This window comes from Gammaproteobacteria bacterium, from assembly GCA_027296625.1.
GTDB lineage: Bacteria > Pseudomonadota > Gammaproteobacteria > JAKEHO01 > JAKEHO01 > JAKEHO01.
This window is the reverse complement of the sequence record JAPUIX010000113.1, coordinates 1-13,903: the sequence shown is the minus strand read 5'-3', so window position 1 is coordinate 13,903 and position 13,903 is coordinate 1. Positions and strand designations below refer to the sequence as shown.

Below are 13,903 nucleotides of genomic sequence, written 5' to 3'. Positions count from 1 at the left end.
CTCCGTCTTACCGACACCGGTAGGTCCAAGGAACAAAAACGAACCGTTCGGTCGGTTTGGATCGGAAAGTCCAGCACGCGAGCGTCGGATAGCATCGGAAACGGCCTTGACTGCTTCCTCTTGTCCAATAACGCGTTGATGGAGCGCCTCTTGCATGCGCATCAGTTTTTCGCGTTCACCCTCAAGCATCCTGGAGACGGGGATCCCGGTCCACTTGGAGACGACTTCTGCGACCTCCTCGTCCGTGACTTTGTTTCTCAAGAGTTTCATTGTCTGTGTCTCAGCCTGAGCTGCTATTTCCAGCTGCTTGTTGAGTTCCGGGATGCGGCCATACTGCAACTCGGACATGCGGGTAAGGTCGCCGGCGCGCCCAGCGGTTTCCAGTTCGAGCCGAGCCGTTTCGAGCGCCTCTTTGATGTGATGGGTACCTTTCAGTGCGGCCTTTTCAGATTTCCAGATCTCCTCCAAGTCCGAATATTCTCGCTCAAGATCAGTGATCTCTTTGTCTAGTTTTTCCAAACGCTTCTTCGAGGCGTCATCGCTCTCCTTCTTCAATGCCTCACGCTCGATCTTGAGTTGGATGAGTCGCCGGTCTAGGCGATCCATGGTTTCCGGTTTGGAGTCGATTTCCATCCGGATCCGGCTTGCAGCTTCATCGATGAGATCAATGGCCTTATCAGGCAGCTGTCGGTCCGTGATATAACGATGCGAAAGGGTCGCCGCCGCCACAATCGCTGGGTCAGTAATCTCTACGCCATGATGCACTTCATAACGTTCCTTGAGGCCACGCAAAATGGCGATTGTGTCATCCACTGACGGTTCATCCACCAAGACTTTCTGGAAGCGCCGTTCCAGCGCGGCGTCTTTCTCAAGGTATTGCCGGTATTCATCAAGGGTGGTTGCCCCAACACAGTGCAACTCACCACGCGCTAATGCAGGCTTAAACATGTTACCGGCATCGATCGCGCCTTCGGCCTTGCCCGCACCAACTAGGGTATGCAGTTCGTCGATGAACAGGATGATCTGGCCTTCTTGCTTTGCTAAGTCGTTGAGTACTGCCTTTACCCGCTCCTCGAACTCGCCCCGGTATTTTGCGCCGGCAACGAGAGTCCCCATATCCAGCGAGAGCAACCGTTTATCTTTTAAGCCTTCGGGCACCTCTCCGTTAACGATACGCTGAGCCAATCCCTCGACGATGGCGGTCTTGCCCACGCCGGGTTCGCCGATAAGCACTGGGTTGTTCTTGGTGCGACGCTGCAGCACCTGAATAAGGCGGCGGATTTCATCATCGCGGCCAATCACGGGATCGAGCTTGCCTTGTTCGGCCCGTTCAGTAATGTCGATGGTAAATTTCTCGAGAGCCTGACGGTGTTCCTCCGCCTCGGGATCGTCCACTTTTTCTCCACCGCGTAAGGTGTCAATGGCATCACTAACATGGGCCTCGTGTACACCGGCTTTACGCAGTATTTCCCCCAACTCGCCCTTGTCGTCAAGCGCCGCCAACACGAAAAGCTCACTGGAGATGTACTGGTCTTTGCGCTGTTGCGCCAGTTTATCGGTGACGTTAAGCAGGCGACTAAGGTTATTGGAGATATGCACATCACCGCCGGCCCCTTCGACGCGGGGCAGGCGATCCAGCGCATCCCCAAGCTGAGATCGAAGCGCATTGACGTGAACCCCTGCGGTACTCAGCAAGTGGCGTACTGTCCCACCTTCCTGGTCCAAAAAGGCGGTCAGCAGATGGACGGGCTCGATGTACTGATGATCACGCCCGACGGCCAGACTTTGTGCATCGGCCAGCGCCATCTGAAACTTGGTTGTCAGCTTGTCGGGTCGCATTCCGAGAACTCCCTAAAACCACAACTTAACATAACATGAGGGCACGAGCCGGGTAATCAAGGATCCCTACACGCTTGCTTTCCCGACTCAAAGCCGCCGCGTGAATGACGCAGGAACGGTAATTAGCCCAGTGCGGGCCTACCACAAAGTTGCATGTGTTACACAAGGGGGTGGCTGGCTAATACACGCCGAGGTCGACATAGGAGCGGGCAATCTTCTTGACGGCAATGACGTAAGCGGCTGTGCGATAATCAGCGATGGTTTCGTAGGATCGAAGGGTTTCGCGAATCTCCTGGAAGGCAAGCCGCATGGTGTCGTCAAGCCCGGAGCGAACCAGATCCAACTCGTCAGCCCCTTGAACGATCTCCGCTCTCATCCGATCCGGTACGGTCTGCTTGGTGAGCATTTCGATAGCTGAAATAATGTGTCGGCCGCGCATCTCATCCCATCGACGTTCCATACGGCCAAAGCGTATGTGGGTGAGGTTGCGGATCCACTCGAAATAGGAGACCGTCACCCCTCCCGCGTTGAGGTAGGCGTCTGGCAGCAGGATCACGCCGCGCTCGCGAAGCATCGCGTCCGCTTCAAACGTGACAGGTCCGTTGGCTGCCTCAGCGATGAGATTTGCTTGTATGCGTTCTGCGTTCTGCGACGTGATCTGGGCCTCCACTGCCGCTGGGATCAGAATGTCACAGGGCAACTCGAGTGCCGCTTGACCGTTTTCAGTGTAGGTTGCATCTGGATAGCCCCGCACCCCGCCATGTTCGTACATGTAGTGCCGGACGGGGTCCACGGCGAGGCCCGCGTCATTAATCAGTGCGCCATCGTGCTCAATGATGGCGATGATTTTGGCGTTGTCCTCGTCCTGAAGGATCTTGGCAGCGTGGTATCCCACATTGCCGAGGCCCTGGATCACCACCCGCTTGTCTCCCAAGCCTCCACTCAAGCCTGCCGCTTTGACATCTTCCGGGTGTCGGAAGAATTCCCTCAAGCCCAATGCGACACCGCGTCCTGTTGCTTCCTTGCGACCATGGATGCCCCCGTGACTAACGGGCTTGCCGGTGACGCAGCCAGAGTAATTGATGTCTTCGGGATACAGATGTTTGTAGGTGTCGGCGATCCACGCCATCTCACGCTCGCCCGTGCCCATATCCGGAGCGGGCACATTGGTCGCTGGGCTGAGAAAGCCCTTGCGCGTCAGTTCACGGGCAAACCGGCGCGTGATTCGTTCCATCTCCTCGCGATCATATTTCTGGGGATCGATCAGTAACCCGCCCTTGGAACCACCGAAAGGGACATCAACGATGGCACATTTGTAGGTCATCAGCGCGGCCATCGCCTCCACTTGGTCTTGGTCGACGATGGTCGCATACCGGATCCCACCCTTCGCGGGTAACCGGTGCGTGCTATGCACGGCGCGCCAGCCAGTGAACACTTCGATCTTCCCGCGGATATCCACCGGGAACTTCACTTGGAGGGTTTCGTTACACGCTTGAATAGCGCTTGCAACACCAGGGTCTAGGTCAAGCACTTGAAAGGCACGTGCGACCATCTGATCGACGCTTTGACGGAACGACAATGGGCGGTTTTTGTTCTGTTTATGTGGCATATCGATTCAGCGGTTTGGTCTGGGCCGGGCTGAATGTTGCTCCGCTTTTGACAATTACGGCCTTCCGTCTAACCAGATTAAGCTAGCCATGCGTCCGGTGGTGCCATCACGCCGGTGAGAGAAGAAATTTTCAGGGTCACTAAACGTGCAGTAGCTTCCACCGTAAATCTTGCTGATGCCGTGTTGCCAAAGATGATGGCGTACAAGCCCGTAAAGGTCCGTGAGCCAGTAACCTGGGCGGTGTGGCACAAAGACCTCACTGGCCGTATTGATGGTTGTCAAGAACGCCTTGCGTACGTCGGCGCCTACCTCGTAACTCTGTGGTCCAATGGCTGGCCCTAGCCAGGCGAGGATCTGATCACCGGGTCGTTGCAACGTTAACAGTGCTGATTGAACGACGCCAGAAAGCAGGCCTCGCCATCCCGCATGCACTGCCGCAACGCAGGCGCCTTCATGATCACAGAGCAACACCGGAACGCAATCCGCTGTGAGCACTGCGCAGACTATCCCTGCCTGCTCGGTACAGGCGCCATCCGCCTTGGAGTTTGTGGGCGTGAACGGCGATCGGACTATCGTGGTACCGTGTCGTTGGTCGAGCCAGTGTGGCTCGTTGGGTAACCGAAGGCATTCCTTTAGCAAGGATCGATTACTGGCCACGACTTCGGGGCGATCACCGACATGGTCGGCTAGATTCAGACCCGCAAATGGTGGGGCACCAGTGCCCCCACGGCGAGTCGTTGTGACAGCCCGAACCCACGAAGGAGCCGGCCACTCCGCTTCAATGCAGCTAACGTGAGCGGGGCTCTGCTGCATCATTTGATAACTCGCCAATAAGCGACAGGATGTCAGATGGTAAGGCGACCTCGAAGCGCATGGGCTCCCCCGAAATTGGATGGGCCATGCCAAGCCCTGAAGCATGCAAGGCCTGGCGTCCAAGCCCTTTGATGGCCCGGATTACACCTTCGCCGGCGTGTTTGGGTATCGGCGCCCGCCCGCCATAAACGGGATCGCTCACGATCGGATAGCCGAGATGCGCCATATGCACGCGAATCTGGTGGGTGCGCCCCGTCTCTAGATTGAGCTTGATGTGGGTGTGCGCACGAAATCGCCGAATAACTCGGCAATGGGTCACCGCAGACCGGCCACGTCTCACCACAGCCATTTGCGTCCGGCGACTGGGGTGCCTGCCGATGGGCGCCTCCACACGCCGTCCTGCGGTCATAACGCCCGTGACAATAGCCTGGTATTCCCGTTGCACGGTGCGGGATTTTAACTGCGCCACCAGGTTTGTGTGGGCAGCGGCTGTGCGCGCAACGACCATGAGCCCGGACGTGCCTTTGTCCAGCCGGTGTACGATCCCAGCGCGCGGGACCTTGGCGAGCGCGCTGTCGTAGTGGAGTAGGGCATTGAGCAGTGTGCCATCACGATTGCCGGCACCCGGATGCACCACCATCCCCGGGGGTTTGTTAATGATAAGCAGGGCGTCGTCTACATGGCAGACTTCAAGCGGTAAATCCTGTGCGGTCCAGTCATCGTGGGCGTCATAATGGGCCGAAATCTCGACCCGTTCGCCGCCGCGTACGCGGTCTCTTGGACGTGCTTCAGTTGCATCCACACGCACTTGGCCATTGCGGATCCAGCGTTGGAGTTGTGTGCGCGAATGGCCTTTGAATAGGGTGGCAAGCGCTTGGTCCAAACGTCGCCCTGCGAGTTCGGGTGGAATAACGGCAAAAAGCTGCTCACAACAAGTCATGGCTTATAGCAGTGTATGTAACGAGGTTACAGCGTTGCACTGATGATGTATATTCATCTGAAGTTCGCTGTCAATAATTGGATCTTATCAACTTGATATATATGGGATATGCAGACGGAATGCGTCAAGTTATTACAATTGTCATTATCTTAGCAGTCGCTAGCTGTGGATGGTTCAAGGCGACAAAAGACCCAACCGAAGGATGGTCTGCTGAGCGCCTATATGAATATGCCAAGGGCAAGCTTGATCAAGGAAATTATACGGATGCCATTGAGTACTATGAGAAATTGGAAGCGCGATACCCGTTTGGTATCTATGGTCAGCAGGCGCTATTAGATGTTGCGTACGCGTATTACAAAAACGAGGAGCCAGATTCGGCGATAGCGGCATGTGAGCGATTCATCAAATTGTATCCCCAGCACCCGCATGTTGATTATGCCTACTACCTGAAAGGGCTTTCTAACTTCAACAGAGGGAAAAAGCTAATTCACGTCTATCTGCCCTTGGATCTTTCACAACGTGATCCAGGGTCCGCGCTGCAAGCCTTTCGAGACTTCCAGGTGCTTGTGAAGAATTATCCGGACAGTATATATGATGAGGACGCCAAGTTGCGCATGCTTTATTTGCGTAACATGCTGGCTCGCTACGAGGTCAATGTTGCGCACTACTATATGCGACGTAGTGCCTATTTAGCGGCGGCAAATCGCAGTCGTTATGTAATCGAGAATTACCCGCGTGCGACTGCTGTTCCCGATGCCTTGGCAGTGATGTGTAAGGCCTATAAGGTCATGGGACTCGATGAGTTATCTGACGATGCGCTGCGGGTACTAAAGACGAATTATCCCGAGCACCCAGAAATAGCGGAACTTGATTCTATCGTAATCCAATAATAACTACGTCGGAGTGCGTATAGTGATCTTGTGGGTTATTCAAGCTTGGATGGCGCCTCAGAAGTCTCATCGTACCCGGAAGTGATTGGATAACGGCGATCACGGCCGAAGGCACGCTTGGTGATGCGCACGCCGGGCGCAGCCTGTCGTCGCTTGTATTCATTTCGGTCGACCATTGATGCGACAGTTCTCACCGTCTGTGCATCAAAACCTGCTTGGATAATTTCATCTGGCGTCTGGTCCTGTTCAATGTAGCTTTTCAACACCGGGTCCAAGACTGAATAGGGAGGGAGGCTGTCATCGTCCTTTTGATCTGCCGCAAGCTCCGCTGTGGGCGGTCGATCGAATACGCGTTGCGGTATTACCGGTTGAATGCCATTTCGCCGTTGTGCGAGCCGGTAGACAAGAGTTTTAGGAACATCCTTCAATGGTGCAAATCCGCCCGCCATGTCACCGTAGAGCGTCGCATAACCCACGGCCATTTCGCTCTTGTTACCAGTGGTCAGCACTATCTTGTGTTTTTTATTCGAGACGGCCATGAGCAATACGCCACGTGAGCGAGCCTGGATATTTTCCTCGGTGGTGTCCACGGGCATACCTGAAAAGACCTGCGCTAGGCTGTCGGTAAACGCCGTAAAAGGCGGCTCGATGGAGATGATGTGATATTCGACTTCCATTGCTTCTGCTTGCGCGCGTGCGTCCTCAATACTCATTTCCGCTGTATACCGTGAAGGCATGATCAACGCTTCGACGCGGTCGTTGCCAATGGCATCAACAGCGACGCATAAGGTCAGTGAGGAATCGATCCCGCCGGAAAGACCAATTACTGCGCCGACGAAGCCGTTCTTGTTTATGTAATCACGGACACCGAGCACAAGTGCCTTGTAAATGTTTTCCTCCTCCAAGGAGGCGTGATAGACATCGCGCTTCGGCGCAATCACCTTATCGTGCGTAAACTCCACTAGGTAAAGGCCTTCTTCAAACTCGGGGGCATGGAAAGCCATAGCGGCGTCACCGCCGACGACCATGGAACCTCCATCAAAGACCAGTTCATCCTGGCCGCCTACGAGGTTGAGATAGACAATGGGTGTAGCGCTTTCCTTGGCGCGACGTTTAAGAAGCTGCTCGCGTTCAGCCGGCTTGCCCATATGATAGGGGGATGCGTTGATATTGATTATGAGCTCTGCGCCCGCTTTACAGGCTTGCTGTGTGGGGCCCGGCTCCCACAGGTCTTCACAGATAGTTAATGCTGTGGGTCTCCCGTTTAGCTCAACGATACAGGCAGCTTTTCCTGGGTAGAAGTAGCGTTTCTCATCAAAGACACTGTAGTTCGGTAGATGTTGTTTGCGATAAGTCGCGATGATCTTTCCATTGCGAATTAGCGAACAGGCATTATAAACCCGATTATCATCACAAAGGGGGTAACCAAGAATCAGATCGATGTCTTTTATTTCGTTAACCACACGGAATAACGCTTTTTCTACCGCCCGGTGCAGTCCAGGCCTTAGAAGCAGGTCCTCCGGAGGATAACTTGTTATCGCAAGTTCTGGGAATGTGATGACGTCCGCTTGATGCGCATCGCGTGCATCGGTTGCTGTGGCTATGATACGTTCGGTATTTCCCTGAATATCGCCAACAAGCAGGTTTAACTGCGCAAGTGCAATTTTGAGAGGGGGATGATTCGTTGTCATTGTGAGAGTTTAAAGTCCGCTAAATAGCGACCTTCACGTCTGAGTTTGCCCTAATGTTTCAAGCATCCGCGAGCCCATGTCGGTTGGCGAACGAACGGTGATGACGCCAGCTGCCTCAAGGGCGCTATATTTGTCCTCCGCACTGCCTTTGCCACCGGATATGATGGCGCCGGCATGGCCCATGCGCTTTCCGGCTGGCGCTGTGATCCCTGCAATGTATGCGACGACGGGTTTGGTGACATTCACCTCGATATATTTTGCCGCTTCTTCCTCGGCGCTCCCACCAATCTCACCCACCAGGATGATGCCTCTGGTGTGAGGATCCTGCTCGAATAATGCGAGGCAGTCGATGAAACTTGTGCCATGTATGGGATCGCCACCGATACCAACGCAGGTACTCTGACCAAGCCCACAGTGCGTGGTCTGATAAACTGCTTCATATGTCAGCGTTCCCGATCGGGAGATAATGCCCACACAACCTGGCGAATGAATATCGCCCGGCATGATGCCAAGCTTGCATTCGCCCGGCGTGATGATGCCGGGGCAGTTTGGTCCGATTAGACAGGTATTTTGATATTGTACTAAGCTGGCCCTCAGCTTGATCATATCCAAGAGCGGGATCCCCTCTGTGATGCATACGATGATCCGGATGCCAGCCTCGGCTGCTTCGGCGATGGCTTCCGCGGCAAATGCTGCCGGTACGTAGATCATGCTTGAGTCGGCTCCGGTTTCGTGTACGGCCTCATCAACCGTGTTGAATACCGGCAATCCCAAGTGGCGAGAGCCTCCCCTACCTGGTGTTACACCGCCGAGAAGCTGTGTGCCATATTCCAGTGCCTGTTGCGAATGAAACGTTCCCTGCTGGCCGGTAAAACCCTGGCAGATCGCCTTGGTGCTCTTGTTAACTAGGATGGCCATTAGTGCTTGCTACGTGCTGCATCGACTACCTTTTGGGCTGCATCGCCCAGATCATTCGCCGGAATGATGGCAAGACTGCTTTGGCTGAGGATTTCGCGGCCTCGCTGCACGTTTGTTCCTTCTAAACGAACGACAACCGGCACACTGACTCCAACTTGGCGGACGGCCTCAATAATGCCATCAGCTACTAAGTCACAGCGCACGATACCCCCGAAGATGTTAACCAGTATCGCCTGAACCTTGTTATCGGAGACAATCAACTTAAATGCTTCGGTTACCTTCTCGGTTGTCGTGTTTCCACCGACGTCAAGGAAATTGGCCGGTTCGCCACCGTGCAGTTTGATGATGTCCATCGTTGCCATGGCGAGCCCCGCGCCGTTCACCATGCAAGCGATCTCACCATCGAGGGCAACATAGTTGAGGTCATAACGCTTGGCTGCACTTTCCTTGGCATCTTCCTGTGTTGGATCCCGCCATTCGGCGAGATCGGGCTGGCGAAATAGGGCGTTGTCGTCGATATTGATCTTGGCGTCTAGCGCTAGTAGGTTGCCAGGCTCGGTTATAACGAGTGGGTTGATCTCAATCAGGCTGAGATCCTTGTCGATGAATAATCGGTACAGCGCTTCCATGATGTTACTTAGCTGTCGGTGTTGCTTGTTTTCGAGACCTAATGCATATCCAGCGCGGCGGCAGTGAAAGCCCCTCAGTCCAAGAGTCGGGTCAATGGTTACCGTACAAATTTTTTCAGGGGTTACGGACGCTATTTGCTCAATATCCATGCCGCCTGCTGCTGAAGCGATGACGGCAATCCGGCGGCTTGCCCGATCGAGAACGAGTCCAAGGTACAGTTCAGAGACAAATCGTGTAGTGGTCTCTACTAGCACGCAGTAGACCGGTTGCCCGGAAGCGCCAGATTGTTTGGTGACGAGTTTTGTATCAATCATCTTACGTACGATGTCTTCGAGTTCTTCAAGGCTGCGAGTAAATTTGATTCCGCCGGCCTTTCCGCGTCCGCCAGCATGCACCTGCGCCTTGACAACCCAACTCTGCCCCTCCATCTCCTTCGCGTAATGCAACGCTTCGCGGATCGACCGGGCGGGTTTGCCAAGTGGGACCGGGATACCGTACTCTCTGAATAGCTGTTTTGCCTGATATTCGTGAAGGTTCATTGAGGGCGGATGTCTTTCTTGTTTCTGATTCCCTGTAATGGCTATGCCGAAGCGGATCGCCACAAAGCGCGATAGGCTCATCGGTTTTAATTTTAGCGGCGACTATAGCTGAGACACCGTCCTATTGGAATCACTGGGATGGCGCTATCGTTAATTTTACGCCTGGGGTTGAAACGAGTTATGTCACGCGCGGGACTTTTGATATGGGGCTGGTACGTCTTCTTCTGATTGTCTTGGTGATTTGGTTGCTGTTAAGCGTGATCAGATGGATGCGCCATCGCGTTATGATAGAGAAAACCCGGGGATCCACGCCGGAGGTCGCGCGCATGGTGCGATGTGCATATTGCGGCTTGTATGTCACGTCTGATGAAGCCGTACGGGCCGGTGGTGAATCATTTTGCAGTAACGAACATAAAGCGGCAAAGAAGAGAAATCTGTCATCGTGATTGCAACATTGTTCCGTGAGGAAGCGGATACCGCGACGTCTTGGAAAGCGCTGCACTATTTCAATCTCTACAGGCTTATTCTTTCCGGTTCCTGCGTCACTCTAATCTGGATGGGTACCTGGCCGGTACCGCTGGGCATCTATGATCAGAAACTGTTTTCCGTTGTGGGGTATGCCTATTTCCTCTGTGCTATTGGCCTTCAGTTTGCTGTCCATTACCGGATGCCACGTTATACCGTGCAGGTGTTTGCCCAGGTCTTGTCGGACATTGTGGCTATTACGTTAATGATACACGCAAGCGGAGGTGTGGGCAGTGGTCTTGGCATGTTGCTCGTTGTTGTAATTGCCGGCGGAAGTCTGGTGACCGCGGGCCGTACGGCCATCCTCTTTGCGGCCATCGCAACCTTGGCAGTCTTGTTTGAGGAGGTCTATGCCTATGCGTTTAGTTTTTTCCCATCCGCCAACTACACACATGCGGGACTTCTTGGTGCCACATTCTTTGCAACAGCCTTTCTTGGTCATGTATTGGCGACGCGTGTACGTGAGAGTGAAGCCTTGGCTGCACAGCGTGGAGTTGATTTAGAAAATCTGGCCCAGCTCAATGAGCATATCGTGCAGCGTATGCAGTCGGGTATTGTGGTGCTCGATCACAGGCGTCGGGTGCGACGAATTAACGATTCAGCAAAGCGGCTCCTAGGATTGAACGATTCGCTTGAGGGTGAGCGTATCGAACGCGCCTCTCCCGATCTGGCGCGGCAGATGGACAAGTGGCTCAATGAGCCCGTGAATCCGTTAAGGCTTATGAGGCTTGTGCGTGGAGAAGTGGATGTACAGGTATCGTTTACGCGCCTGGGAACGGATGCGCGGGCGGGTGTCTTGGTCTTCCTGGAAGATGCCTACAGAATGCGGCAGCGTGCACAACAGTTGAAACTTGCGTCCCTTGGCCGTCTTACCGCAAGTATTGCCCATGAGATTCGCAACCCGCTGGGCGCGGTAAGTCACGCGGGACAGCTCTTATCGGAATCGTCCTCTTTGACGAGCGAGGATGGCCGATTGCTTGAAATCATTAAGGAACAGTCCGAGCGCATGAATCACATCATCGAAAATATTATGCAGATTAAGCCACGGGCACCGGCAACCCCCGTGGGCATTCGTGTCAAATCATGGCTGGAGGCGTTTGTTGATGAGTTCACGAGCCGCCAGCATATTCCGAGAGAGGCAATCACCATATCAGCAGAAACAGAAGATGTGGATGTGCGCATGGATGCAAGCCAATTACATCAAGTTTTGTGGAACCTGTGTGAAAACGGTCTACGCTATAGCAAGGGTATGCCGCTCCTGGAACTGCACTACGGAATTCGCAAGGAGACAGAACGACCTTATGTGGATGTTATCGACCGTGGGACAGGGATATCCGAGGAAATTGCGGAACAGCTCTTTGAACCCTTTGTTACCACAGAACCTAAGGGCACGGGTTTAGGGTTATACATCGCCCGCGAGCTATGCGAATCCAACCAGGCCTCGCTCAGCCTCTATTCGAATACTGACACCGGCTGTTGTTTCCGGATCAGCTTTGCGCATCCTGGAAGGCAGCACCTGAGCATCCAATGAGTAAGCCACTTGCCTTAATTATTGACGACGAGCCAGATATCCGAGAGCTGCTTGAGATCACGCTCAAACGTATGAATGTTCACAGTCGGTGCGCGGTCGACCTCAACGAGGCCCGCGCGTTGTTAGGCAGCGAACGATTCGACCTGTGTCTGACGGATATCAAGTTGCCTGATGGTAACGGGATTGAGTTTGTTTCGTACATTCAGCAGCACTATCCGCGCATTCCGGTAGCCGTGATAACAGCCCACGGGAACATGGAATCGGCAATCCAGGCGTTAAAGTCGGGTGCCTTTGATTTTATTACCAAGCCCGTGGATCTCACTGTGCTGCGAGCGCTGGTGAATAGCGCACTGCGGCTGTCTGACTCGGAGGCAGTGCCGGCCTCGGATCTGATTGGCGATAGCGAGGCCATGCGGCGTACCCGTGCCACCGTCGCCAAGCTTGCCCGGAGCCAGGCGCCGATCTACGTCAGTGGCGAGTCCGGCACGGGCAAAGAATTGGTTGCCCGTATGATCCATGAACAGGGACCGCGGGCGGGGAAACCGTTTGCCCCCGTGAATTGTGGGGCGATACCGCCTGATCTGATGGAAAGTGAGTTCTTCGGTCACAAGAAGGGCAGCTTTACTGGCGCGGTGTTCAATAAGGACGGGCTGTTTCAGGCTGCCGAGGGAGGTACGCTGTTTTTGGATGAGGTGGGTGAGCTGCCCTTGCATATGCAGGTGAAACTGTTGCGGGCCATACAGGAAAAATCCATCCGCCCGGTGGGTGCCCAAAAGGAATTGCCGGTGGATGTGCGCATCTTGAGCGCCACTCACAAAGACTTGGCCGCGCTGGTGGCGAAAGGCGAGTTCCGCCAGGATCTCTTCTACCGGATCAACGTCATCGAGCTGCATGTCCCACCGCTTAGAGAGCGTCCTGAAGACATTCCGTCCTTAGTGGACTATATCCTTACGAAGCTTGCCAATGAGGCCAGCGTCAATTTACCCCGGCTCGCCCCGGAGGCTTTGCAGGCACTCGCAGCCTACCGTTTTCCGGGTAATGTCAGAGAGCTTGAGAACATCCTCGAGCGGGCCATGACGCTCTGCGAGGGCCGGCTCATCAAACAAAGCGATTTGCAATTGCCCCAAGCGGGGGCGGACGGCGAATCGGAGAGCGGCGGCGCACTGGAGCCCTATCTAGAGAAGGTCGAAAAAGACAAGATCATGGCCGCCCTTGAGCAAACCCGTTGGAACAAGACCGCCGCGGCCAAGGTACTTGGCATCAGTTTTGGGGCGCTGCGCTATCGGCTGCAGAAGCTCGGGCTCGAGTGAGAGGTGCTGAAATTCAACAGTATTTGCTGACGCTCAGCAGATCAGGGGCCCCTCAGGGACTTGCAAGCGGCAGAATGGATTGGCGCGAATCGGGGTTAATCTGTGATGGCTTTCACAGAGGCTGACAATTCGGGTGTGACGCAGGCCACAGAAATAGCGCCCAAAGCCACGATTTACCTGATATGGCACAGATCCTGCTCTAATAGTGGCATCGCCTGCGTGTGACGGCACAACGCGGGACGGTGTTTGGCACGCCGCTGATGCCGGCGGCCAGCACCGAATGACGAGTTTAGGATTTTACCCACACATGCAAGACATGAAATTTAGGAGAAATGACATGAAGAAGTTCCAACAGGGCTTTACGCTCATCGAGCTGATGATCGTAGTGGCCATCATCGGTATCCTGGCGGCGGTTGCTATTCCCGCCTATCAGGACTATACGGTCCGCGCCAAGGTTTCTGAGGCGCTGAGCCTGGCCTCGGCGGCGAAGACCGGGGTGTCCGAGTGGTATGCGACCAACTCCTCGTTGGCCGCTACTAACGCCTCGGTCGGTTTGCCGGATCAGTTCAGCATTTACGGTAATTCGGTGCGCTCGGTCGGCATTGCCGGTAGCGGTGTCATCACCGTGACCCTGCAGACCACGAACTTACCGGCCGACGCGGGGGGCA

General features: G+C 54.6%; 11 protein-coding genes. 4 read left to right on the top strand and 7 right to left on the bottom strand.

Going from position 1 to position 13,903, the window contains the following annotated elements:
- The 4 genes from O6944_06465 to rluD all read right to left on the bottom strand — a co-directional run.
- Positions 1 to 1,839 (bottom strand): AAA family ATPase (locus O6944_06465; GenBank protein MCZ6718776.1); only part of this gene is annotated, 1,839 nt, incomplete at its 3' end.
- A 178-nt stretch (positions 1,840 to 2,017) separates the two neighbouring features.
- Positions 2,018 to 3,448 carry a Glu/Leu/Phe/Val dehydrogenase gene (locus O6944_06460; protein MCZ6718775.1) on the bottom strand — a complete coding sequence of 477 codons (1,431 nt, stop codon included), beginning with the start codon at positions 3,446 to 3,448 and terminating at the stop codon, positions 2,018 to 2,020.
- A gap of 54 nt (positions 3,449 to 3,502) precedes the next feature.
- Entirely contained in the window at positions 3,503 to 4,264 is a 762-nt protein-coding gene (pgeF, locus tag O6944_06455) for a peptidoglycan editing factor PgeF (GenBank protein MCZ6718774.1), read from the bottom strand.
- Entirely contained in the window at positions 4,236 to 5,201 is a 966-nt protein-coding gene (gene rluD / locus O6944_06450; protein MCZ6718773.1) for a 23S rRNA pseudouridine(1911/1915/1917) synthase RluD, read from the bottom strand. The genes pgeF and rluD overlap by 29 nt, the downstream gene beginning before the upstream one ends.
- Positions 5,202 to 5,320: 119 nt before the next feature.
- Here rluD and O6944_06445 point away from each other — a divergent pair, with 119 nt between their 5' ends.
- Positions 5,321 to 6,091, top strand: a complete 771-nt coding sequence (locus tag O6944_06445) for an outer membrane protein assembly factor BamD (protein MCZ6718772.1) — start codon at positions 5,321 to 5,323, stop codon at positions 6,089 to 6,091.
- Between the two features lie 35 nt (positions 6,092 to 6,126).
- On the opposite strand, the gene O6944_06440 is transcribed toward O6944_06445, so the two are convergent.
- Genes O6944_06440 through sucC form a run of 3 tightly spaced genes read right to left on the bottom strand, consistent with a single transcriptional unit; the run spans position 6,127 to position 9,869 of the window.
- Complete coding sequence (locus tag O6944_06440) at positions 6,127 to 7,782, bottom strand: NAD+ synthase (protein ID MCZ6718771.1); 1,656 nt, start codon at positions 7,780 to 7,782, stop codon at positions 6,127 to 6,129.
- A 33-nt stretch (positions 7,783 to 7,815) separates the two neighbouring features.
- Positions 7,816 to 8,700, bottom strand: coding sequence for a succinate--CoA ligase subunit alpha (sucD, locus tag O6944_06435; GenBank protein ID MCZ6718770.1), 885 nt, complete (start codon positions 8,698 to 8,700; stop codon positions 7,816 to 7,818).
- Entirely contained in the window at positions 8,700 to 9,869 is a 1,170-nt protein-coding gene (gene sucC, locus O6944_06430; protein MCZ6718769.1) for an ADP-forming succinate--CoA ligase subunit beta, read from the bottom strand. The genes sucD and sucC overlap by 1 nt, the downstream gene beginning before the upstream one ends.
- 442 nt (positions 9,870 to 10,311) lie before the next feature.
- Between sucC and O6944_06425 the strand changes: the two genes are divergently transcribed.
- The 3 genes from O6944_06425 to O6944_06415 all read left to right on the top strand — a co-directional run.
- Positions 10,312 to 11,925 carry a PAS domain-containing sensor histidine kinase gene (locus O6944_06425; protein ID MCZ6718768.1) on the top strand — a complete coding sequence of 538 codons (1,614 nt, stop codon included), beginning with the start codon at positions 10,312 to 10,314 and terminating at the stop codon, positions 11,923 to 11,925.
- The gene (locus O6944_06420) at positions 11,922 to 13,235 is read left to right on the top strand and encodes a sigma-54 dependent transcriptional regulator (GenBank protein ID MCZ6718767.1); all 1,314 of its coding nucleotides are present in this window, start codon (positions 11,922 to 11,924) and stop codon (positions 13,233 to 13,235) included. Before O6944_06425 ends, O6944_06420 begins: the two co-directional genes overlap by 4 nt.
- A 337-nt stretch (positions 13,236 to 13,572) precedes the next feature.
- Positions 13,573 to 13,903, top strand: a 331-nt coding sequence (locus O6944_06415; GenBank protein MCZ6718766.1) for a pilin, incomplete at its 3' end; no start/stop codon positions are given.

Bases quoted from the DNA above. Each gene is read 5' to 3' on its own strand.
- O6944_06445 (MCZ6718772.1), top strand. From the start codon at position 5,321: ATGCGTCAAGTTATTACAATTGTCATTATCTTAGCAGTCGCTAGCTGT.
- sucC (MCZ6718769.1), bottom strand. From the start codon at position 9,869: ATGAACCTTCACGAATATCAGGCAAAACAGCTATTCAGAGAGTACGGT.
- rluD (MCZ6718773.1), bottom strand. From the start codon at position 5,201: ATGACTTGTTGTGAGCAGCTTTTTGCCGTTATTCCACCCGAACTCGCA.
- O6944_06420 (MCZ6718767.1), top strand. From the start codon at position 11,922: ATGAGTAAGCCACTTGCCTTAATTATTGACGACGAGCCAGATATCCGA.
- O6944_06460 (MCZ6718775.1), bottom strand. From the start codon at position 3,448: ATGCCACATAAACAGAACAAAAACCGCCCATTGTCGTTCCGTCAAAGC.
- sucD (MCZ6718770.1), bottom strand. From the start codon at position 8,700: ATGGCCATCCTAGTTAACAAGAGCACCAAGGCGATCTGCCAGGGTTTT.
- O6944_06440 (MCZ6718771.1), bottom strand. From the start codon at position 7,782: ATGACAACGAATCATCCCCCTCTCAAAATTGCACTTGCGCAGTTAAAC.
- pgeF (MCZ6718774.1), bottom strand. From the start codon at position 4,264: ATGATGCAGCAGAGCCCCGCTCACGTTAGCTGCATTGAAGCGGAGTGG.